Origin of the sequence: Streptomyces sp. NPDC102274 (assembly GCF_044766385.1) — a bacterium.
Taxonomy (GTDB): Bacteria; Actinomycetota; Actinomycetes; order Streptomycetales; family Streptomycetaceae; genus Streptomyces.
On sequence record NZ_JBIWLW010000005.1, the window covers coordinates 27884 to 49507 of the forward strand.

The following is a 21624-nucleotide window of genomic DNA, read 5'->3' on the forward strand; positions in this document are numbered from 1 at the left end:
GAAAAATGGGGGGGTGATGGCGCCTTGGCGCCAGGTTGTGGCGTGTTGGCGCCGGGTCATGGCAGGTGAGTGCCGGGTTATGGGGTGTTGGCACGCCGGGTTTACGGGTATTGGCGCGCCGGGTTATGGCGTGTGGGCGCCACGGCGCCTGCGGACGGCAACGACCGTGAAGCCCGCCAGTCCCGCGACGACGAGCGCACCCGCGCCGATGGCCACGTACGTCCCCGTACCGGCGGACGACGAAGACGAAGAGGACGAAGAGGACGACGCCGCTTCCGTGGCCGACCCGGTGGAGGGGGAGGCGGAAGCCGTGTCCTCCGGCGCCGGGGAGGGCGAGGCGTCACTGCCCAGATCGGGCAGCGCGGGCAACTCGGCCTTCTCGTCGACGGCGACGGCGAGCGAGATGGAGTCCCTCGCCGTACCGGCCGCGTAGAGGGAGCCGAAGGTCTCGGCGCCCTGTGACGTGAGCGTCGTGGGGACCTCGGTGAGCGAGGCGAGGCCGTCCTCGGGTGTGAAGTCCTTGGCCGCGAAGGTGACGATCGGCACGGCCTTACGGGGCGGACTGCCCTCGGCCGCGTCGGTGACATCCGCCGAGAGCGTGCCCTTGCCGTCCTTCACCCGTACGACGACCTTGGTGAGCGTCAGGTCCAGCCCGGTCCCGGTGAAGCGGACGCTGCCCGCGAAGGCGGCGTCGAGCGTGCCCTTCCCGGCGTCGTACGTCCCCTTGCCCCGCGGAAAGCGGAACAGCGCGCCTCCGTCCCGGGCCCCTCCGCTCAGCGTCCATTTCCCCTTGGCGATGGGGCCGGTGACGTACTCGCGGTAGGTACGGCGCACGCCCCAGTCGACGGCCGCGTCCACGATCGCGTGTGTTGCCTTCTCGCCGTCTCCGGGCTCGCTCGCGGACGCCGTCGGGGACTTCTTCGCCGCGCCGGCCGCCTTCACATCCACGGACAGGCTGACCGGATCGAGCGGCGTACCGGCGGTGTAGTACCCCGCGAAGGCGGTGGCGCCCTGTGCGGTGAGCGTCGCCGGGACGCCGGTGAGGACGACGGGGCTGCCGCCGCCCTTCATCCCGATCCCGGAGAGATCGAGCGTGGCGAGCGGGACCTGGGAGGCCGAGGTGACCTTGCCGCTCCCCTTCGGTTTGCTGGTCATGTCCGCGTGGAGCGTGCCGCTGCCGCCGGAGATCCGCACGGTGGGACGGCTGATCGTGAGATCGAGTTCATGGGTGCCGTCGGCCTTGAGGTGACCGACGAACCGGACGCCGCCGGAGAAGCCGGCCCCGAAGGCGCCGGTGTCCGGGTCGTAGGAGCCGGTGGCCGAGTGGAACCGGAACTGGCTGCCGACCGTGGCCGCGCCCCCGTTGAGAGCCCAACTGCCCTGCGCGATGGGCCCGGTGACATAGCTGAGGAACGACGACTTGATGCCCCAGTCGAGCCGGCCGCCCTGCACCGTACGGTCGGCCGCCTGCGCGCCGACGGCCGGCAGCAGGGCCACCGACAGCCCCATGAGCAGCGCGACGACGAACGCGCGCACGGGTCTGAAGGACAGCATCGGAGTCACTCCCACGTCTGACGAGCAGGGATGGCGGACCCAGATACATAACCACCCCGGGTCTAGCAAGCGAGGTAAGGCTAACCTAAGCTATCTCCGGCCTGCGTCGGAACCCTTACCCCACAGAAGCCCCGACCGAACAACTCGACAGAACGAACAGGATGGTGCGCTCGGTGCGCAGACCACGCCTCACGGGCGCCCTTCTCTCCGTACCCGCCCTTGCCCTGACCGCCACCGGCTGCGGCGGCGACGGCACGAAGGCCGCCGACGCGAAGCGGAATCCGCCGCCCACGGCCGCCGCCGACCGGGTGGAGCCACTGGCCGCCACGCCCACGCCCCGGCTGCCCGTCACCGTCAGCTCCGCCGACGGCAGGAAGGTCACGGTCGCCTCGGCCGACTGGATCGTGCCGCCGACCGGTTCGCTGAGCGAGATCGTCTTCACTCTCGGGAGGTCGTACGGATGGGCCGGGCGCCCTGGGCCGGTACGGCGCTGGAGGACGAGGACGACGCCGCCGTCGCGGGCGCGTTGGCGGCCACCGAGACCACCGAGTTCGCGCCGCGCCCCTTCTCCGCGCTCTCCGGCGGCGAGCGGGCCCGGGTCGCGCTCGCCCGCGTCCTCGCCCAGCGCGCCCCGCTGCTCCTGCTCGACGAGCCGACCGCCGCGCTCGATCTGCGCCATCAGGAACTGGTCCTGCGGGTCTGCCGGGAGCGCGCCGCGGTGGGCGACGCCGTCGTGGTCGTCCTGCACGATCTGGGACTCGCCGCCGCCCACGCGGACCGTACCGCCGTACTGCACGACGGCGCCGTCGCCGCCGTGGGACCGCCCGCCGGGATCTTCCGCGACGGGTTGCTGAGCCGGGTCTACCGCCAGCCCGTCGAGGTCTTCCCGCATCCCCGCACCGGCGTTCCGCTGGTGGTCCCGAGGCGCGCTTCTTGAGCGAAGCGCGATTCTTGACCCGGACTTGACCCGCCCTTGGGGCACTCCGGAGGCGCCTGTGACCTGCCCGTATCCGGGGCGAGAAGTGAGAGCCGAATCACTGCGCGACCGATCACAGCGCAGGTAAGCCTCAGCTAAGTTAGGGCCGCCTCACTCCCGCACTTCCGCCGCGTTTCCACCCGATATTCCCGCCCGATATTCCCACCGGTGTTCCCCGCCGATATTCCCACCCGCTTCCAGCCCGATTCCAACCACAGTGGAGCCCCGCATGCGACCTGTCCGTCTCTCCGTCGTCACCGCCGCCGCGGCGGTGGCCGCCCTGACCGCCGTGACGGGCTGCGCCGAGAAGAGCGACGCGAACGCCGGTGACGGCGCCGTCCAGGTCACCGCGGCGGACGACTCCTGCGCGGTGTCCAAGAAGGAGTTCCCGGCGGGCCATGTGGAGCTGGCCGTCGAGAACAAGGGCGCCAAGGTCACCGAGGTCTATCTGCTCTTCCCGGACGACCGGATCGTCACCGAGCGCGAGAACATCGGCCCCGGCACGAAGGCCACGATCACCGCCGAGGTGAAGGCCGGCTCGTACGAGATCGCGTGCAAGCCCGGTATGAAGGGCGACGGCATCCGCCAGAAGGTCACGGTCACCGGCGGCACCGCCGCCGCCGAGCGCAGCCCGGAGATGGACGCCGCGGTCGCCGCGTACCGCAAGTACGTCCAGACGCAGGCCGACGAGACGCTGCCGAGGGTCACGGTCTTCACCGACGCCGTGCGCGCCGGCGATCTCGAAGCCGCGAAGAAGGCGTACGCGCCCTCGCGTATCGGCTGGGAGCGCACCGAGCCGGTCGCCGAGTCCTTCGGTGACATCGACCCGAAGGTCGACGTGCGCGCGGACGGCCTGGAGGACGGCCAGAAGTGGACGGGCTGGCACCGGCTGGAGAAGGAACTCTGGCAGGACAAGAAGCTCGGCCCGGACGCCACGTCGCTCGCGGACGCCCTCGACAAGGACCTCGCCGACTGGCAGCAACGGGTCGGCAGGGCCGAGATCACCCCGACCTCGATGGCCAACGGTGCCAAGGAACTTCTCGACGAGGTCGCCGCGGGCAAGGTCACCGGCGAGGAGGAGCGCTACAGCCACACCGACCTGGTCGACTTCAAGGCGAATGTCGAGGGCGCGCAGCACTCGTACGAGCTGCTCAAGCCGGTCGCCTCGAAGAACGACGCGGCGCTGGTGACGGAGCTGGACAAGCGGTTCACCGCGCTCAACACGCTGCTGGACACGTACCGCGACGGCCCGGACTCGTACACCTTCACCTCGTACGAGAAGGTCGGCGAGGCGCAGCGCAAGGAGCTCTCGGACGGTGTGAACGCGCTGGCCGAGCCGCTCTCCAAGCTCGCCGCCGCCGTCGTCGTCAAGTAGGCCCGCGCACCATGCGTTTCGACGACATCGGAGACGACAGCACGGACTACGGCGCCGAGCACGACGCGAAGACGCCGGCCGCGCCGGCCTCGCCGTCCCGCCGCGCGCTGCTCGGCTGGGGCGGTGCCGGGCTCGCGCTCGGCGCCGTCGCGGCCGGTGGCGCCATGGCGGCGGTCCGGGACGGTGACACCGCGGCGCCCGCCGCCGAGTCCGGCGCGGCCGTCCCCTTCCACGGCCGCCACCAGGCCGGGATCGCCACCGACGTCCAGGACCGGCTGCACTTCGCCGCGTTCGATGTGACGACCGAGGACCGCGCGGAACTGGTCCAGCTGCTCAAGGACTGGACCCGCGCCGCCGAGCGGATGACGGCGGGACACACGGTCGGCGAAGGCGCGTACGGAGGTCTTCCCGAGGCCCCGCCCGACGACACCGGCGAGGCCCTCGGCCTCCAGCCGTCCCGGCTCACGCTCACCGTCGGCTTCGGTCCCGGCCTTTTCGCCAAGGACCGGTTCGGGCTGGCGGAGCGGCGCCCGGCCGCGCTCGGCGAGCTGCCCAAATTCCCCGGTGACAACCTCGATCCGGCGCGCGGCGGCGGCGATCTCTGCGTCCAGGCGTGCGCGGACGATCCGCAGGTCGCCGTGCACGCGATCCGCAATCTGGCCAGGATCGGCTTCGGGAAGGTCGCGGTGCGCTGGTCGCAGCTCGGTTTCGGCAAGACGTCGTCGACCACGCCCGGCGCCCAGACCCCCCGTAACCTCTTCGGCTTCAAGGACGGCACCAGCAATATCGCGGGCACGGACACCGCCGCGCTCGACACACATGTCTGGGTGTCGGACGCGGACGGCCCCGGCTGGCTGGCGGGCGGCTCGTATCTGGTGGCCCGCAGGATCTCGATGCGGATCGAGACCTGGGACCGTACCTCCCTCCAGGAGCAGGAGGACGTCTTCGGCCGGGACAAGGGCGAGGGCGCGGCGGTCGGCAGGGCGCGCGAGCACGACAAGTCCAATCCGAAGGCGATGCTGCCGACGTCGCATGTACGGCTGGCGCATCCGGACTCCCACCACGGGGCGCGGATGCTGCGCCGCGGCTACTCCTTCACGGACGGTACGGACGGCCTCGGCCGGCTCGACGCGGGGCTGTTCTTCCTGGCGTACCAGCGGGACATACGGAACGCGTTCATCCCTGTACAACGCTCACTGGCGCGCTCCGACGCGCTCAACGAATACATCCAGCACGTGGGTTCAGCGGTCTTCGCGATCCCGCCGGGCGTCCGGGACAAGGACGACTGGTGGGGCCGGGCCCTGATCTCCTGATATCGGGAAGGGAGTTCCGGCGTGTTCGGGAACTATCTGATCGGTCTGCGCGAGGGCCTTGAGGCCAGTCTCGTGGTTTGCATCCTGGTCGCGTATCTGGTCAAGACGGAGCGGCGCGACGCGCTGCGCCCCATCTGGCTCGGGATCGGGGTGGCGGTCGTCATCGCACTCGGTTTCGGCTTCGGGCTCGAATTCGGCTCGCAGGAGCTGACGTTCGAGGCGAAGGAAGCGCTCGGCGGCTCGCTGTCGATCCTCGCGGTGGCGCTGGTGACCTGGATGGTCTTCTGGATGCGGCGTACGGCGCGGCATCTGAGGACGGAGCTGCACGGCCGGCTGGACGCGGCGCTCCAGATGGGTACGGGCGCGCTGGTCGCGACGGCGTTCCTGGCCGTGGGCCGGGAGGGGCTGGAGACCGCGCTGTTCGTCTGGGCGTCGGTACGCGCCTCTTCGGACGGCAGCCACGCGCCGCTGATCGGTGTGCTGCTCGGTATCGCCAGCGCGGTGGTGCTCGGCTGGCTCTTCTACCGGGGCGCGCTGCGCATCAATCTGGCCAAGTTCTTCACCTGGACCGGCGGGATGCTGGTGATCGTCGCGGCCGGTGTGCTCGCGTACGGCGTCCATGACCTCCAGGAGGCGCGGTTCCTCGGCGGCCTGTCCAGCAAGGCGTTCGACATCAGCACGACCATTCCGCCGGACAGCTGGTACGGCACGCTGCTCAAGGGCGTCTTCAACTTCCAGCCCGACCCGACGGTCCTTCAGGTCATTGTCTGGTGCCTGTATCTGGTCCCGACGCTCGCGCTGTTCCTGGCGCCGGTAGGGTTGGGGCCGGTCAGTCGGGGTCAAGGAGCAGAGGCGGCCGATGAGCAGGCGGGGAAGGCCAATTCGGGCAGCGGCAGGGCTCGCGACGGTGATGGTGCTGTCGCTGACGGCGAGCGGATGCGTGACGGTGCACGGGGAGCTGGCGGTACTTCCGTCGGCGGACCGGAGTGAGGCCGCGCGGGCGCTGAAGGATTTCACCGACGCGTACAACGCGGCGGACAAGGCATACGATCCGGCGCTCGACGCGGGCCGGGTGACCGGCGCGCTGGGCGCGATCAACCAAGCCGGTCTCAAGGCGGCCGGCGTCATGAACCCGGACGGCAACCCGGAGCATCAGCCGCTGGAGCTGACCGACGCGACGTTCACGATCCCCAAGAAGGCGGGCTGGCCGCGCTGGTTCGTCGCGAACACCGACAGCAACCGCGACGCGGACAACGGCGGCTCGCAGGACACGCGCTGGGTGCTGGTCTTCGTACGCAACGGCCCCGACGAGCGGTGGAAGGTGCCGTATCTGACGATCCTGGCCGCGAACGGGGTCCCCGACTTCGCGACGGACAAGGACGGCTGGGGCGAACCGGTGGCGCCGGACAGCGAGGCGCTGGCGGTGGCGCCGGAGAAGCTGAGCGAGGCGTACGCCTCGTATCTGCGTGACGGTACGGCGAAGACCTTCGCGAACGGGCCGCATACGGACGGATGGCGGGAGGCCCGCGAGAAGAACGCGCGGCTGCCCGGTCTGGTCACGCAGTATGTCGACCAGCCGCTGGCCGACGGCGACTTCGCCCCGCTGGGTCTGGCGACGAAGGACGGCGGCGCGCTGGTCTTCTTCGCGACGCGGTACTTCGAGCGGCAGACGGGCGCGAAGGATGTCACGCCGCGGGTGAACGCGGATGTGAAGGCGCTGCTGACGGGCGAGATACGGAACACGCTCACCAAGGAGTGGGTCTCCAGCCAGGTGGCGCTGGTCCCGCCCGCCGGGGCGGACACGCCGACGGTGGCGGTGACGAGCCGTCTTCAGGGGGTCACGGCGGCGAAGGGGTCGTAGATCCTGTCGCGCGGGCTCCGCGAACACGGCTCAGCGGCTCAGCGGCGAGAGCTTCGGCAGCCTGTGAGCGGCTCGGCGGCCGGACCGTCAGCGGCGGCCTGTCAGCGGCTCAGGGTCCAGACCGTCAGCGGCTCAGGGGTCCGGAGGCCCGGCGGCCGGACTGGCGGGGCCTCTCAGCGGCCCATCGGCCAGGCCACCGCGTGCGGGTCCAGCTCGCCGTTCTCGCCCGCGTACCGGGCACACGCGTCGGTCAGGGTCTCCAGCAGTGTCAGCGGGTCCGGCAGCGGGTGCTCGGGGCCGCGCAGCCACCCCACCGACAGCTCGCCGGGCAACCGCGCCGGGGGTACGAGCACATAGCTGCCCCGGCAGTGCCAGCGCAGCCCCGGGTGCTCGTCCATCGTCTCGGGGTGGCAGTCCAGCTCACAGGGCCACCACTCGTCCTCGTCCTCGGGGGTGCCCCGGGTCGCGGTGAAGAAGAGCATCCGGTCGCCGCCGGAGTCCGCCACGGGCCCGACGTCGATGCCCTGTTCGAGCAGGCGCTCCAGCGCCCGGCTGCCCGCTTCGAGCGGCACGTCGAGAACGTCGTGGATCATGCCGGTCGCGGTGATGAAGTTGGCCTCGGGCTGGTTGCGCGCCCATCGCTCGATCTGTGCGCGATCGGTCGTGGACTGGGTCTGCCAGGCGAAAGAGAGAGGATGTCTGGCCGGGGTGGGACAGCCGATCCGTTCACAGGAACATCGGTATCCGACGGGGTGGGCGGCGGGCGAGACGGGCATACCGGCATTCGCGACAGCGAGCAGCAGCGCCTCCCGGTCGGCCACGTCCCCGTCGAACGCGGAACCGCCGGCGCCCTTCTTGGGACGCCTGCGCAGCCACTGGGGAATCCTGCTCTCCGTGCCGCGGAAGCGGCCGAAATCGTCGCCCATCGATCCCCTCACACCTCATGCTCGTCCCTGCGGACTCTCCCCATGCTCCCACCATCCTGCTCCCCGGGTGGCCGCGAGCCCTCACCGGGGTATGGGGACCCGTCAGTCACCGCGGGGCGGATCGCGGCTTATGCGGGGATATATGGCCCCGTACGGGGCCTGTGGAACCGGTGGCATTCACCACACCCGCCCCGTATGCATCGACGCGCCCCCGCGCGCCCCCCGGCGCCCGGACGGCCCCGGGCGCTCCGACGGCGCCCCGACGACCCCCGGCAGCGCCCTGGCACTCAGTGCCGCACGGCGGGCCTCGGAGCCAGCCCGCGCAGCGCGTACTCGACGATCGTGTCGGCGTACGCGTGCGTCAGCGGAAGCGTCCGCAGCAGCCAGCGATGGCTGACGGGAGCGATCAGCAGCTCCAGGGCGATACGGGGATCGAGGTCCTGCCGCACCTCCCCGGCCTCCTGAGCGGCGCGCAGCCTCCTCACATAGAGCTGGAGCTGCGGTTCGAGCAACTTCCTGGCGAATTCGAGGCCCAGTTCGGCGTCGATGATCCCGGCGGTGGCGAGCGCGCGGGCGGGCACCTCGTACTTCGGGTCGTTCAGCTCGTCGACCGTGGCGCGCAGGACCAGCTTGAGATCGGCCTCCAGATCGCCCGTGTCGGGGATCTCGTAGCCCCCCTCGCCGTCGCCCGCCTCGCGCGCCACCTGGTCGACGAGATCGAGGAACGCCTCCAGCAGCACGGCGCCCTTGGAGGGCCACCAGCGGTAGATCGTCTGCTTGCCGACTCCGGCGCGGGCCGCGATGCCCTCGATCGTCGTCCTGCCGTAGCCGACCTCGCCCACCAGAGCGAGGGCCGCGTCATAGATCGCCCGGCGGGAGCGCTCACTGCGCCGGGTGGAGTCGGGTGCCCTGCTGTCAGCCATGACCTCAATCTACAACCGGAGAGGCGAGACGTATCGTCTCGTATGCCGTGTACGGAACCACCCGAACGGTTGACAGCGCACGGCCCTCGGGGAGCGGACCATGGCTTCACGCACACCGCACTTCCCGCTTCCTCGACGCCACGCCCCTCCCCCCCCACACCACACCACGCCTCTCTCCCTCCCCCCGCACACACACCACGCCTCACCCACACACACCACATGCGCCCCGCAGCTCGTGAGGAGCCCCCCTTGCCTCGTGACGCCTCGCCCCGCCGCTATCTCATGTGCCCGCCGCACCACTTCGCGGTGACGTACTCGATCAACCCCTGGATGAACCCGGCGAAGCCGGTGGACCTGCGGCTGGCCCTGGCCCAGTGGGAAGAGCTCCGCGACCGCTACACCGCGCTCGGCCACACCGTCTCGCTGCTGGACCCCGACCCCGGCCTCCCGGACATGGTCTTCGCCGCGAACGGCGCCACGGTCATCGACGGCCGCGTCCTCGGCGCCCGCTTCGCCCATCAGGAGCGGCACGGCGAGGCGGAGGCGCATCTGAACTGGTTCCGTACCCATGGCTACACCGACATCCGCGAGCCGGTGCACATCAACGAGGGCGAGGGCGATTTCGCCGTCACCGCCACGTATCTGCTGGCCGGGCGCGGCTTCCGGTCCAGCCCGCTCTCGCACGACGAGGCACAGGAGTTCTTCGGCCGGCCGGTGATCGGCCTGGATCTGGTCGACCCGCGCTACTACCACCTGGACACGGCCCTGTGCGTACTGGACGACGCGGCCGACGAGATCATGTACTACCCCGACGCCTTCTCCCCCGGCAGTCGGGCCGTACTCGCCCGGCTCTTCCCCGACGCGCTCGTCGCCGAGGAACCGGACGCGGGGGCGCTCGGACTGAACGCGGTGAGCGACGGCCGCCATGTGCTGCTCCCACAGAGCGCCGCCGGGCTCTTCACCCCACTGCGCGACCGGGGGTTCGAGCCGTTGGGCATCGACCTCGGGGAACTGCTCAAGGGCGGTGGCAGCGTGAAGTGCTGCACGCAGGAGCTACGGGCCTGACGCGACGGTGCTACGCGTCTGATGCGACGGTGCTACGCGTCTGATGCGACGGTGCTACGCGTCGCACGCGACGCGATATGCCTGAGAGGGCCGTTTCCTCCGGTCCTCCGGCAGTGCTCCGAGGTCGCACGCGAGGGCTTCGGTGGCAACGAGTAGGGTCCCAGACGATGCAGGGACGACGGGGGCGGGGAGCGGATGCGGCGCTGGATCAAGGTGTCGGTGGCGGCTGTGGTGGTCCTGGGCGTGGGCGGATATGTGGCCGCGCCCTATGTGCAGGACTGGAGGCTGGCCCGCAACGCCTGCGGCGGGGCGCTGCCCCGGGACGCGGTGGAGCGGCTCACACCGGCGGACTCGCGGCTCACGTCCGAGGAGTCCCGGCAGATCGACGGGCTCGGCTCCTACCGGTGCAGCCTCACTCTTGAGGGCGACGAGGTGCGCGACAAGCGGTTCGTCGAGATGGCGGCGTACACCCGGCGGGAAGACCAGGACCGGGAGTTCATGGGGCTCTTCCCGGAGGCGGGATTCTCCGCGCAGGCTCCACTGCCCGACGGAATGCCCGGATTTATCGGCCAGTACCGCACCATCCAGCTCCTGCTGGACTGCCCGGATCTCGGCAAGGACGACGAAGGCAGACAGCGCAAGCTTCTGGTGAACACCTGGCTGGGCCGGGACGTCAACACCGGGGTCCCGGGAGCCGCGTACCGGACGGCCGTCGCACTCACCAACTCGGCTTCGGAAAAGCTCGGTTGTGGCGCGGAGCCCCTTGAGGCCCCGAAGCGGGACGTCGCGCTGGCCGACCCCGAGGAAGATCCCAAGACGGTGCCGCTGCTGGACGCGAAGGACACGGCCTGCGAGTGGGTGACCGGGGCCGGGCTGTCCGAGAGCGCGGACTGGCGGGTCGCGGTGGGCGCGAACCACTCGGCGCCCACGGGACGGTGCGACCTGTCCTCCGGGGACGAGGAGTCCGGGGAGAAGGTGTCGCGGATGGTCTTCGTCTCCTGGTACGGCGACTGGAGCAACCGGCTCACGGCCACGAACAACCAGTACGAGCGCCTCTCCCTGACGGCCACCGCCCGCTGCGACGGCGAGGCCGCCAACTACGCGCTCGACACGTCCGATGACATTCCGGGGGTCGACGAGGCCGCGAAGCAGCGGATGCTCAAGCGGTTCGCGGAGGATGAGGTGAGCCGGCGTGGCTGCTCCGGCCTGCGCTTCTCCTTCTGACGCCGTGGGACCCGCGACGTCACTACCTCAACCACAGGGCACGGACATACGCGTCATCCATCAATTGCCTTATCGCACGGGCGCGTTGCGCCGGTAGGTTCCGTTCCTCCGCCCAGCTGTCCACCACCGTGAACAGCTGGTGCCGTCCGTCCATCAGATCACCGCGCACCGGCCCGGTTACCGGCCGGCGGGCGATGTCGCCCATCGGCGGCCGGGTGTCCAACTGCTCCGACGCGGGACGGAACACGCCCCGGGTGTGGGAACGCACAGACGCGTCGAACGCGGCGAGATCGGGAATCGTTCCGTCCCTGGCGTAGCGGGCGCGGTATTTCATGAGGTCACCGACGCGGTCCGCCAGGTCCTCAAGATCGTTGTCGGGCCAGGTCGTCGCGTCCGAGTAGCTCCTGCCCTTATGGGGCACGGCGCGGTAGGCGGGGTCGCCGCCCTGGTCGGTCAGCCGCTCCAGGTAGTGCGCGAGGTAGGAACGCTCGGCGTCGTAGAGGATCGCGAACGCCTCAGGGTCCTTGGCGAGTTCGCCGACCAGAAACTCGATGTCGGCGTCCGCGTCCGCGAGATCGTCCGCGTACTCGAAAGCGGCGTGCGCTTCACCGGGGGCGAGGAAGCGACCGAGCCACATATAGCCATATATGTTGAGCTGGACCTCGTCGGGCGCTACCACCGCCCTGATCGCGTCATCACCGAAATTCTCACGCCCGGCGTCCACGACATGCTCGGCCACCATCCGCGCCACGCCCGGCGCAAGCCCCGCGGGGAGTTCGATGTCGTGGAGCGCGGCGGCCACCGCATAGGCACTACCGGCCTGCGCCACGGTGTGCGGCTTGCCAGGTCCCGTGGAACGCGTCGCCCCGTCCACGATGCGGCCCAGCACGCGGGCACCGTCGCCGCACACCCTCTCGTGCGCCAGCAGCTTCCTCGCGGCCCCGAGACGGGCCACATCGCCACCGGGGTCGAGGGCCTTGGTGGCCGCCACCGGGTCGTCGGCGAGGGCTCGCGCCGAGGTGGGCAGTCGCCAACAGGACTCGTCATCACCGGAGTCGGCGACGGCCAACGGAATCACCACCGCGCCGGCCAGCACCACCGCCGTCACCCCCAAGGCGAGCAGCCGGTGCTTCCTCAGCCGGTGCGACAGCCCGCCACTGTCGCTGTTGCTGTCGCTTCCCCCGTTACGCATTCGGGCAGAGTAGCGACCGTCGGTGGTCACAGCCCCGGCGGGTCCTGATCTCGCCTACGGAGGTGCTACCACTTACGCCACCCTGCCGAGGAACGCGTCGGGAGCTTCACCCTGTGCAGGACCTACGGCCGGCCGACGACATGACGCGGGTCATCCAGCCAGACCCGCTGACCTCCGCCATCGACCGACAGCCCGAACCGGGCCCGTTCCGGTCGCCCCAGGCCGTACCACCGCAGGAACGCCTCCCTCACCTCGGCCCACAGCGCACGAGGCCCGTACTGCTCCACCTCGTACGCCTCCGCTTGCGGGATGTACTCCACCGTTGCCCATGACTTCCGGTCGTCGGCGAGGAGCCATAGCGTCGCTTCCCCGCTGTCGTCGTCGGCTTCGTACCAGCGATACCACGCATCGGTGACGCTCAGGGCGGTGAAGAACGCGGCATCGTCCTGGACAACGTTCTGCGGCGCGATGTCCGTGGTGCCCTTCTCTCCCTCCTCCCCGTGGTAGATGTCCGTGACGCGGCCGGCTCCACCTCGCTGGGTGCGGTCCCACATGAAGGCCGGATATCCGGAGAACGAGCCCCGGGCATTCCCACCCACCACGTCCAGCGTGGCATACGAGCCGCTGAAGAAACTGCTGCCCCACGGGGTGACGATGCGCCCGTCGGGACACTGCTCCAACCACGCCTTCGGCACGTCCCGCATGGTGCACGTACTGAGAACGCGGTGGTACGGAGCGCCCGTTCGGTGTCCCTCACGACCGTTCCCGAGAACAGTCGCCGGGCCAAACCCCGCGCGCTTCAGGTTCGCCCTTGCGGTGTTCAGGACCGCCTCGTCCAACTCCACACTGGTCACGGCGCGTTCGCCCAGCCGGTAACACAGCCAAGCGGCGTTGTAACCCACTCCCGTGCCGATCTCCAGCACTCGATGCCCTTCCCGGACATCGAGCAGATCGAGCATCTCAAGCATGACCGACGGCATCGAAGAAGACGACGTGAAGAGCTTGAACTCCCCGTCGGACGTGGGCTTCCCGTCATTGACCTGCGTCACGACCGGCGCGTCCGAGTAAACCGCCCGCAGCCATCCCTCGGGATCCGCGGTGAAGTCGCCACCCTCGAATACATCAGGGATGAAGAGCCCTCGATCCACCGAAACGACCGTGCCCCGCCAATCGGGCGGCAACGCGCCCTTGCTCTCAAGAGCCTGAACGAGTCCGTGCTGCGTCTGTTGAGTCGTCATCCGACATCACTTCTTCGGTGGCTCATACGGCCTGGTTGGACCCGGCGGTTTGTCGCGGTGACCGTCACTGCTGGAAGTATCGGGCTTGCCGGAGTGATCTCCGCCCTTCTTACCCATCGCTGCCTCACCTTTCGTTGTTCCTTCTACGCCATCGGCGTGGAACCCATTGTTGTACCGAAAGCAGCCAATCAGGACCGTCAGTCGCGTTCCCGCATGGATTGGGCCCTGTAACCGTCGGCCCAGGATTCCAAGATGGCTCGCGCGTCCTCCTCGTCCGCCGAGTGTTCAGCAAAGAAATCGAACAACTCTCGGTAATAGTCGACGTCCTTGGGGTCACGCAGGACAACCTGGCCACTGAACAGTTCGGCCGTCACGAGACGGTCGTCGTAGGTGACGAACGTATGAAATGGCGCGTCCGTTACCCGGCGGCCCAGAGGCAGCACTGACAGATGTACGTTGGGAAGCCTCGAAACCGACACGAGGTGATCAATCTGTACGGCCATGGCCGAGGCATCGCACAACTGCCACCGAACCGCTGATTCCGTCAGCAGGAACTCGAAACGCTTGGACTGGTCGTGGAGTACGCCTTGCCGCTCCAGCTTCAGGCCCATGGCTCGGGAGATGTCACCTCCTGCGGGCTCCACGGCGGGAGACAGGGCTTGCCGCATGTAGTCCGGGGTTTGGAGCAGGCCGGTGACCATGGCGGGCAAGAAATGCCGCATATGGCGAGCACCCGATTCCAGCGCGGCGAGTTCCCGCTGGCGATGGTGCAGGCCGCGTCTCACGGACGTTCTGACGTCCTCGTACTCGGCATTCGCGACCTGGGCCAGACTCAGCAGGTCCGCCGCCGTGGCGTCGTCCAGGCCCAGCGCACGAAGAATCTGCTGTACGTCCACAACGGACGGCAGGAATCGCCCCGTCTCTATTCGAGAGACCTTGCTCTGCGACATCCCACAGCGCACGGCCAACCGCTCACCCGAGAGGCCGGACGCACGGCGTAGCTCCTTGAGCGCTGTTGCGAGGTCGAGGCGATCCTGCCCGGCCTGTTGCGGATCTATCTTCAATCTGCGCCGTACTCCGAGAGCGGAACCGACAGCGAAAGAGCCAATTCCTTCCACTGTCGGTACTGGTTGAGGTCCGGAACCTCAAGTAGGTCCCGGCTGACCTGTGTGCCATCAGACCGATAATTCATGGTGACGACTTCGGAACTGCCGAACAGCCAGAAGTCTTGGTCAGGCAGTCCGGGGTTCTCACGGTCGGTGAGATCAAGGATGCGCACATCCTCTCCGGCCTCGACGTTGTAACGGTACGCCGCGAATTCGTACCGGAGGTAATCCGAGAGTGGGCGGGTGACGACGTGCACTCGTCGAATCCGACGCCCGGAATCACGGAAGCTCCGAACCTTCACCAACCACGGATCATCCTCGGGGAGTTCCAGTTTCCCCGTGGCCCGGAACGTCTCGAACTCGTCCTCTTCGCCCTCCACGGAATAAACAGGGAGGGTTTCCAGCCGGAACGCTTCCCGCTCAAACGAACCGAAGAAGGTTGTCCACTGATCACCATCCAAGTGCACGCATGGCCTCCCTCAACACGTCTTCGGGAATGGAGACCACCGCTTCACCCTCAGGCGTCGTGTGCTCGACGATGTGGCCCTGAACCGCGAGCGTCTTGGGCTTGTCCGTGCGGTAGACCGTGGGGCAGTCGTTCGTCCGGCAATCAGGGTCTCCGCCGGAGATCCGCGTCAGCTTCATGATTGTTCCCCCGTTCCTCTCTGCGGATACGTGCCTAGGACGCTAGAGGGGTGATCGTTGGCGGGCAAGAGCTACCCGCGTTCCCGCATAGACCCGCCCACCGCAGGGGCGACATCCCAGCCATGGGAGATGCGACCGGGGATTCGAACCGCTCGGCATCGACCTCGTGGAGCAGGAGCTACGCGTCCGAGTACGCGAGCGGGTGGCAGCGGCGGGGCGCCGCCGGCGTGCAATGTCCTTGAGGTGGATGTCCTGGTCGGATCGGGGCCGGGCATTAGGACACACCCGGACGGCGTACGTGAGCGCGTTACCCGGCCATGGTCCACAACTGCCGGTGACCGTGGCTGCCTTGCTCGCGGGAACGCACCCATGACAGCCTCTCGAATGTGCGTGGAAACGGGGATGAGACATCGGGGCCCGACCGCCCGTCGAGACTGACCGAGTTGGTCGACTGGCCCGAGGCGGAGCGCCCGGCCGCGCCTCAGGAAGCACCCGGAGCGGCGCCCGCCCCGGCCTTGGCACCGCTGGATGAACTGGCCATCGCGAGGCGTCGGTTCGCGATGTTGCTGGGTGAATTCCGGCGTACGGCGGTGTTGGTGCCGTTCGACGCGTACGGAAGTCTGTGGACCGCTGAGCAGGATGGTGTGCGGTGGATCTGTGCGTTCTCGGACGAGGAGGCGCTGGCCCGGTTCGCGCGGGCGCAGGGTGACGCGGGGCGGGAGTGGACGTACCGCACGATCCTCGGTGCGCGGCTGCTGGATGTGATGGTCCCGATGCTGCCGGGTCCGGCGGGTGTGGCGCTGGACGCGGGCAGTGCGGAGGGCATGCTGTTCCCGCCGGTCAAGGGCATCGTGCCGGACTCGGCGGCCGTTGATCTCGGGGGGACGCAGTGACCGGTGACGGTGCTGATCTGCAGGCTTCGGCGTCGGCGCTTGCCGACATCGCGAAGGGCATCAACCTGGCGCATGCCGAGTTGAAGGAGCTCGGGATGATCGGCGAGGCATCGGCCGGGCGGGGGTTCTCGGACCTGTCGCTGTCCGGGCTGGAGTTGGGTCACGGCGGGCTGACGTCCGAGTTCCAGACGTTCTGCGATCGCTGGGAGTGGGGGGTTCGGGCCCTGACGCTGCGCGGGAACGATTTCGCACAGGGCGTGGGATTGTCGGCCGGTTCGTTCGCCGAGCAGGAGCAGTACGTCAAGGACTCGATCAAGATCGGTGTGAACTCGCTGAACGGTAACCCGCATCTGAGCGAGGACGAGGTCAAGAACGTCAGCTGGGACGAGATCAGCACGCAGAGCGCGTACGACAATCCCGACTGGAGTGCCGAGTCCTTCTCCGAGGCGCACGCGGAAGTCAAGCAGACGTGGAAGGACACGGCGTACGACGTGGAGGACGCGATGCTCGACTCGTTGGAACGCTCGGGGACGATGGACCCGCAGATGCGTGACGTCTTGGACGAGCAGCTCAAGGAGGACCTTGACCCTTCCAAGGAGGCGGTCGCGCAGGCTGAGGAGCCGCGGTGGGGGGAGAGCCGCTGATGGTGGACTGGGGCGGGCTGGCCGACAATGTCATCGACGGTGTCGGCAAGGGGATCGACAAGGGCAAAGAGGTCGTCGGCGAGGGGGTCGACTGGGCCACGGACCGGGTCGGTGACGGCCTGGACAAGGTCGGCGCCCACGACTGGGCCGACTCCGTCACGGACTGGGGCGACGAAACCGCCTCCTCGCTCGGCGCGGAGGTCGGTGAGCAGCAGCTCGGCCAGAGCGAGGAAGCCGACGAGCTGATCCACGGCAAGCCGGAGAAGATCGCCGCGACGGTGAAGAACCTGCGGGATTTCCAGAAGGCGTTCGATCTCGTCGGCGGCGGGATGAAGAAGCTCGACTCCGGTCACTGGAAGGGCGAGGGGGCCGACGCGTTCCGGGAGAAGTTCCAGACACTGCCCACGGACTGGCTGCGCGCCGCCGACGCCTTCGAGGACGCGGCCAAGGCACTGGAGACGTACTCCACGTCGGTCACCAGCGCACAGAGCAAGGCCCGCGAGGCGATCGCCCTGTACAAGGAGGGCAACGAGACCTCCAAGACGGCCGCCGACGCGTTCAACAAGAAGGTCGACGCATACAACGCCGCCCGCGACGGCGACGCCCCTCTTCCCCATCCCGGAAAATTCACCGACCCGGGCGCGGCCAAGCGTCAGCGTGCGCACGAAATCCTCAACGACGCCCGGCGTGCCCGCAACGAGGCCGCCGAGACCGCGAAGGGGGCGGTCACCGCGGCGATGGCGCATGCCCCGAAGGAACCCACCGGTCGCGAGCGGGCCAAGCTGGAGCTCATGGACTGGGGCCTGGGCCAGGGCGTCGAGCTGGCCCACTTCGGCGGCGGTATCGTCAAGGGCACCGCGGGCCTGGTCAACTTCGTCCGCTCGGTGAACCCCATAGATCCGTACAACCTGGCCCACCCCGCCGAGTACTACAAGGGCGTCAACATGACGCTCGCCGGCCTCGCCTCCACCGTCGCCAACCCCGACCGCGCGCTGAAGAACGCCTGGGAGTCCGCGAAGGGCGACCCGTCCGAATTCCTCGGCCGCCTCGTCCCGGAACTGATCGGCACCAAGGGCACGGGCGTCCTGAGGAGCGGTCTGCGTGCCGGGATGAAAGACCTTGCCGACAGCCCGAAGGGCGGGAACCGTCACGGGCACGACAAGGACCCCGACAGCGGCGGCAAGAAGTGCGACGAGACGAAGTGCGCCGGAGACCCGGTCGATGTCGCGACCGGGCGCATGCTCCTGCCGCAGACGGACATAGCGCTGCCGGGCTCATTGCCCCTGGTGTTCCAGCGCACCTTCGACTCCTCGCGTCGAGCGGGCCGTTGGTTCGGCCCGACCTGGTCGAGCACGGTCGACCAGCGGCTGGAGATCGACTCGGAAGGCGTGGTGTTCAGCTGCGACGAGGGCAGCCTGCTGGCGTATCCGCATCCCGCGCCCGGTGTCCCCGTCCTGCCCACGCATGGTCGGCGCTGGCCTCTGGACCGGGTGGTCGGCGGCTACACCATCTCCGACCCCGACACCGGGCGGGTGTTTCATTTCGCCGACCACAGTGACGAGTTGGCTCTCCTGGCCCAGACCGACGACCGCAACGGCCGTTGGATCAGCTTCGAGTACGACGAGGCCGGCTCTCCGACCTCGATCGTGCATCACGGCGGTTACCACCTGAAGCTCACCACGAGCGAAGGGAGGGTCACCGCCCTGCACCTGACGGGCGCGGCACCGGACGGCACCGACCAGGAAATCCTCCGCTACGGCTACACAGACGGCCATCTCACCGAGGTCACCAACTCCTCCGGCCGGCCCCTTCATCTCGGCTGCGACGAGCAGGGCCGCATCACGTCGTGGACCGATACCAACGGCAGCCACTACGACTACGTCTACGACGACCTCGACCGATGCGTCTACCAGTCGGGCACGAACGGACACGTCGAATCCCGCTTCACATGGGACGACACCGACCCCGACACCGGCCTGCGCATGACGTCCATCACCGACGGCCTGGGCCACACCAAGCGATTCGTGATCAACGACCGGGCCCAGGTCGTCACCGAGATCGACGCGCTGGGCGCGGTCACCCGCTTCGAACACGACCGCTTCAACCGCCTGCTGTCGCGGTCCGATGCGCTCGGCGGGATGAGTACGTCCCAGTACGACGAGCATGGCAACCTGGTCTCGTTCACCCGGCCGGACGGCCGGACGGCATCAGTGACGTACAACGCTCTCAACCTGCCGACGACCTTCCGCGCCACGGACGGCACCATCCGCCGCCAGAGCTACGACGAACATGGCAACCGCATCTCGGCCACCGCCCCGTCCGGCGCCACCACGCACTACACCTATGACGAGGCGGGCCACCTCACCTCGGTGACGGACGCGCTCGGCAACACCACCCACGTAAGGTGCGACCGGGCCGGACTCGTTGCCGAGGTCATCGACCCGCTCGGAGCGGTCACCCGCTACGGGCGCGACGCCTTCGGTCGTACTGTCGCCGTGACCGACCCACTCGGGGCGACAACACGTCTGGAATGGACGCCCGAGGGAAGGCTCGCCCGCCGTATCGGGGCGGACGGCGCGGCACAATCATGGACGTACGACGGCGAGGGCAACTGCACCAGCAACTCCGACGCCATGGACGCCGAATCCCGTTTCGAATACGCGGACTTCGACCTCATGACGGCTCGTACCGGCCCGGACGGCGCCCGCTACGAGTTCGAGCACGACACGAATCTCCGCCTCACCCGGGTCACCAACCCCCAGGGCCTGACCTGGGACTACGACTACGACCCGGCGGGCCGCCTCATATCGGAGACGGACTTCGACGGACGGACCCTCACCTACACCCATGACGCCACAGGTGCGCTGCTGACCCGTACGAACGGCCTCGGCCAGTCGATCACCTATCAGCGCGACGTACTGGGCCGGATCACGGCCAAGGACGCCGACGGCACGATCACCACCTACGCATACGACTACACCGACGCTCTCGCCCAGGCCACCGGCCCCGACGACACGCTCACGCTGCTCCGTGACCGTTACGGACGCCTCAAATCCGAGACGGTCGCCGGCCGCACCATGTCGTACGCCTACGACATCCTGGGCCGCCGTATCGGTCGCACCACCCCTATCGGCGCCACCAGTACCTGGATGTACGACGCGGCGGGGCGGCGCTCCGCCCTCACGACCTCGGGCCGCACCCTCACCTTCGAACATGATGCGGCGGGCCAGGAGCTGGCACGCCACCTGGGTGCCACCCTCACCCTCACCCATGCCTGGGACAAGGCCGGGCAGCTCACCTCCCAAGCGGTACGCAGCCGTGACACGGGCCTTCTCCAGCACCGTGCCTACACCTACCGAGCCGACGGCAACCTCACCGGCATCGATGACCAACTCTCCGGCGGTCGCCGCTTCGACCTCGACCCGGCAGGACGGGTCACCGCCGTCCACGCGACAAACTGGACCGAGACCTACGCCTATGACGAAGCCGGCAACCAAACCATCGCCTCGTGGCCGGACCGGCACCCCAGCCGTGAGGCCCGCGGACAGCGCACATACACCGGCACCCGCATCACTCGGGCGGGCGACATGCGCTACGAACACGACGCCCAGGGCCGCATCACCCTCCGCCAAAAGATCCGTCTCTCCCGCAAGCCGGACACCTGGCGCTACACCTGGGACGCCGAGGACCGTCTCACCTCCGTCACCACCCCCGACAGCACACTCTGGCGCTATCTCTACGACCCACTCGGCCGTCGCACCGCCAAACAGCGACTCGCCGCCGACGGCGCTACCGTCGAGGAACAGGTGGACTTCACCTGGGACGGCGCCACCCTCTGCGAACAGACCACGCGATCCGAGAAACTACCGAACTCGGTCACTCTCACCTGGCACCACAACGGCCTGTACCCCCTCGCCCAGAGCGAACGCATCACCCCGGCCGACGCCCCTCAGGAAGAGATCGACGAACGCTTCTTCGCCATAGCCACCGACCTGGTCGGCACTCCCACAGAACTCATAGACGAGACCGGCTCCCTTGCCTGGCACACCCGCACCACCCTCTGGGGAACCACCACCTGGGCAGCGAACAGCACGGCCTACACGCCACTCCGCTTCCCCGGCCAGTACTTCGACCCGGAGACCGGCCTCCACTACAACTACTTCCGCCACTACGACCCCGAGACAGCGCGCTACCTCACCCAAGACCCCCTAGGCCTCGAACCAGCCCCCAACCCGGCAACGTACGTCCACAACCCCCATACCTGGTCCGACCCTCTCGGACTCACCCCATGCCCGCCACGCGTCGAAGGTGGCGGATGGGACTTGCGACAAAGTAATCCACTGGACGTGGTTCCATCTGATGCAACAGTCCGTCATCTCACGCCAGATCCGAATGGAGGAGCCCAGAAGGGAGTGGAATATAAATGGACTGACCCTGAAACAGGAAATGTTGTCCGCATGCGCGTCCACGATGCCGATGGGAAAGCTCCGGCGGGATCGAATGCGGCTAACGGCGATGTTTACAGAATATCAATCGGCGGAAGGTATCAAGACATCTCAGGGAATCTCTACCATCGACAGTCACACAATCCCAACAGCCCTCATTACAACCCAAGTGGCGCAAACGACACGCACATCCCATGGCCAAACCGGTATCCTCTCCCCTACTAGCCCAAGGAACCCACGAGAC

Annotated in this window: 18 protein-coding genes and 1 pseudogene; 10 read left to right on the forward strand and 9 right to left on the reverse strand. The window is 68.5% G+C overall.

Translation table 11 applies throughout. The features are described 5' to 3' along the window. Positions 1 to 123: 123 nt before the first annotated feature. Together ACIRQP_RS08645 and ACIRQP_RS08650 are read right to left on the reverse strand one after the other, a co-directional pair. Positions 124 to 1554, reverse strand: coding sequence for an HtaA domain-containing protein (locus ACIRQP_RS08645; protein WP_403885491.1), 1431 nt, complete (start codon positions 1552 to 1554; stop codon positions 124 to 126). Positions 1555 to 1669: 115 nt separating this feature from the next. Further along, positions 1670 to 1996: a hypothetical protein gene (locus tag ACIRQP_RS08650; protein WP_403886389.1), complete on the reverse strand. Its 327-nt coding sequence runs from the start codon at positions 1994 to 1996 to the stop codon at positions 1670 to 1672. 6 nt (positions 1997 to 2002) lie between these two features. On the opposite strand from ACIRQP_RS08650, the pseudogene ACIRQP_RS08655 reads away from it, so the two are divergent. From ACIRQP_RS08655 to ACIRQP_RS08675, 5 genes and pseudogenes are all read left to right on the forward strand, one after another. Beyond that, positions 2003 to 2491 (forward strand): annotated as a pseudogene (locus tag ACIRQP_RS08655) (ATP-binding cassette domain-containing protein); the annotation flags it as partial. Between the two features lie 268 nt (positions 2492 to 2759). Beyond that, complete coding sequence (gene efeO, locus ACIRQP_RS08660; RefSeq protein ID WP_403885494.1) at positions 2760 to 3905, forward strand: iron uptake system protein EfeO; 1146 nt, start codon at positions 2760 to 2762, stop codon at positions 3903 to 3905. Positions 3906 to 3916: 11 nt separating this feature from the next. After that, entirely contained in the window at positions 3917 to 5218 is a 1302-nt protein-coding gene (gene efeB / locus ACIRQP_RS08665; RefSeq protein ID WP_403885497.1) for an iron uptake transporter deferrochelatase/peroxidase subunit, read from the forward strand. Positions 5219 to 5239: 21 nt separating this feature from the next. Beyond that, positions 5240 to 6208 (forward strand): iron uptake transporter permease EfeU, encoded by a 969-nt coding sequence (gene efeU / locus ACIRQP_RS08670; RefSeq protein WP_403885500.1) that lies wholly within the window; start codon positions 5240 to 5242, stop codon positions 6206 to 6208. After that, on the forward strand, positions 6129 to 7079 hold the full coding sequence (locus ACIRQP_RS08675; protein WP_403885503.1) for a hypothetical protein: 951 nt from the start codon (positions 6129 to 6131) through the stop codon (positions 7077 to 7079). The genes efeU and ACIRQP_RS08675 overlap by 80 nt, the downstream gene beginning before the upstream one ends. Before the next feature lie 173 nt (positions 7080 to 7252). Here the strand turns inward: ACIRQP_RS08675 and ACIRQP_RS08680 are convergent, their stop codons facing one another. Beyond that, positions 7253 to 8005 (reverse strand): bifunctional DNA primase/polymerase, encoded by a 753-nt coding sequence (locus ACIRQP_RS08680; RefSeq protein ID WP_403885506.1) that lies wholly within the window; start codon positions 8003 to 8005, stop codon positions 7253 to 7255. 287 nt (positions 8006 to 8292) lie between these two features. After that, entirely contained in the window at positions 8293 to 8928 is a 636-nt protein-coding gene (locus ACIRQP_RS08685) for a TetR/AcrR family transcriptional regulator (protein WP_403885508.1), read from the reverse strand. Positions 8929 to 9147: 219 nt separating this feature from the next. Here ACIRQP_RS08685 and ddaH point away from each other — a divergent pair, with 219 nt between their 5' ends. Then, the gene (ddaH, locus tag ACIRQP_RS08690; protein WP_403885511.1) at positions 9148 to 9993 is read left to right on the forward strand and encodes a dimethylargininase; all 846 of its coding nucleotides are present in this window, start codon (positions 9148 to 9150) and stop codon (positions 9991 to 9993) included. 195 nt (positions 9994 to 10188) lie between these two features. Further along, complete coding sequence (locus ACIRQP_RS08695) at positions 10189 to 11217, forward strand: hypothetical protein (protein ID WP_403885514.1); 1029 nt, start codon at positions 10189 to 10191, stop codon at positions 11215 to 11217. A gap of 22 nt (positions 11218 to 11239) precedes the next feature. On the opposite strand, the gene ACIRQP_RS08700 is transcribed toward ACIRQP_RS08695, so the two are convergent. The 5 genes from ACIRQP_RS08700 to ACIRQP_RS08720 all read right to left on the reverse strand — a co-directional run bounded on the left by ACIRQP_RS08700 (position 11240) and on the right by ACIRQP_RS08720 (position 15398). Beyond that, the gene (locus tag ACIRQP_RS08700) at positions 11240 to 12409 is read right to left on the reverse strand and encodes a hypothetical protein (RefSeq protein ID WP_403885516.1); all 1170 of its coding nucleotides are present in this window, start codon (positions 12407 to 12409) and stop codon (positions 11240 to 11242) included. Positions 12410 to 12531: 122 nt separating this feature from the next. Continuing rightward, entirely contained in the window at positions 12532 to 13647 is a 1116-nt protein-coding gene (locus tag ACIRQP_RS08705; protein ID WP_403885519.1) for a methyltransferase domain-containing protein, read from the reverse strand. 197 nt (positions 13648 to 13844) lie between these two features. Next, complete coding sequence (locus ACIRQP_RS08710; protein WP_403885522.1) at positions 13845 to 14711, reverse strand: helix-turn-helix domain-containing protein; 867 nt, start codon at positions 14709 to 14711, stop codon at positions 13845 to 13847. Continuing rightward, positions 14708 to 15220, reverse strand: coding sequence for a DUF6879 family protein (locus tag ACIRQP_RS08715; protein WP_403885525.1), 513 nt, complete (start codon positions 15218 to 15220; stop codon positions 14708 to 14710). Before ACIRQP_RS08715 ends, ACIRQP_RS08710 begins: the two co-directional genes overlap by 4 nt. Next, positions 15204 to 15398 (reverse strand): hypothetical protein, encoded by a 195-nt coding sequence (locus tag ACIRQP_RS08720; RefSeq protein ID WP_403885528.1) that lies wholly within the window; start codon positions 15396 to 15398, stop codon positions 15204 to 15206. Before ACIRQP_RS08720 ends, ACIRQP_RS08715 begins: the two co-directional genes overlap by 17 nt. A gap of 386 nt (positions 15399 to 15784) precedes the next feature. Between ACIRQP_RS08720 and ACIRQP_RS08725 the strand changes: the two genes are divergently transcribed. The 3 genes from ACIRQP_RS08725 to ACIRQP_RS08735 are packed head-to-tail and all read left to right on the forward strand — an operon-like array spanning position 15785 to position 21605. Next, complete coding sequence (locus ACIRQP_RS08725; protein ID WP_403885531.1) at positions 15785 to 16291, forward strand: SseB family protein; 507 nt, start codon at positions 15785 to 15787, stop codon at positions 16289 to 16291. Further along, positions 16288 to 16935, forward strand: a complete 648-nt coding sequence (locus tag ACIRQP_RS08730) for a hypothetical protein (RefSeq protein ID WP_403885534.1) — start codon at positions 16288 to 16290, stop codon at positions 16933 to 16935. The genes ACIRQP_RS08725 and ACIRQP_RS08730 overlap by 4 nt, the downstream gene beginning before the upstream one ends. Continuing rightward, positions 16935 to 21605, forward strand: coding sequence for a putative T7SS-secreted protein (locus tag ACIRQP_RS08735; protein ID WP_403886328.1), 4671 nt, complete (start codon positions 16935 to 16937; stop codon positions 21603 to 21605). The genes ACIRQP_RS08730 and ACIRQP_RS08735 overlap by 1 nt, the downstream gene beginning before the upstream one ends. Positions 21606 to 21624 lie beyond the last annotated feature (19 nt).

Bases quoted from the DNA above. Each gene is read 5' to 3' on its own strand.
- ACIRQP_RS08645 (WP_403885491.1), bottom strand. From the start codon at position 1,554: ATGCTGTCCTTCAGACCCGTGCGCGCGTTCGTCGTCGCGCTGCTCATG.
- efeO (WP_403885494.1), top strand. From the start codon at position 2,760: ATGCGACCTGTCCGTCTCTCCGTCGTCACCGCCGCCGCGGCGGTGGCC.
- efeB (WP_403885497.1), top strand. From the start codon at position 3,917: ATGCGTTTCGACGACATCGGAGACGACAGCACGGACTACGGCGCCGAG.
- ACIRQP_RS08675 (WP_403885503.1), top strand. From the start codon at position 6,129: ATGGTGCTGTCGCTGACGGCGAGCGGATGCGTGACGGTGCACGGGGAG.
- ACIRQP_RS08680 (WP_403885506.1), bottom strand. From the start codon at position 8,005: ATGGGCGACGATTTCGGCCGCTTCCGCGGCACGGAGAGCAGGATTCCC.
- ACIRQP_RS08685 (WP_403885508.1), bottom strand. From the start codon at position 8,928: ATGGCTGACAGCAGGGCACCCGACTCCACCCGGCGCAGTGAGCGCTCC.
- ddaH (WP_403885511.1), top strand. From the start codon at position 9,148: ATGCGCCCCGCAGCTCGTGAGGAGCCCCCCTTGCCTCGTGACGCCTCG.
- ACIRQP_RS08695 (WP_403885514.1), top strand. From the start codon at position 10,189: ATGCGGCGCTGGATCAAGGTGTCGGTGGCGGCTGTGGTGGTCCTGGGC.
- ACIRQP_RS08700 (WP_403885516.1), bottom strand. From the start codon at position 12,409: ATGCGTAACGGGGGAAGCGACAGCAACAGCGACAGTGGCGGGCTGTCG.
- ACIRQP_RS08705 (WP_403885519.1), bottom strand. From the start codon at position 13,647: ATGACGACTCAACAGACGCAGCACGGACTCGTTCAGGCTCTTGAGAGC.
- ACIRQP_RS08720 (WP_403885528.1), bottom strand. From the start codon at position 15,398: ATGAAGCTGACGCGGATCTCCGGCGGAGACCCTGATTGCCGGACGAAC.
- ACIRQP_RS08735 (WP_403886328.1), top strand. From the start codon at position 16,935: ATGGTGGACTGGGGCGGGCTGGCCGACAATGTCATCGACGGTGTCGGC.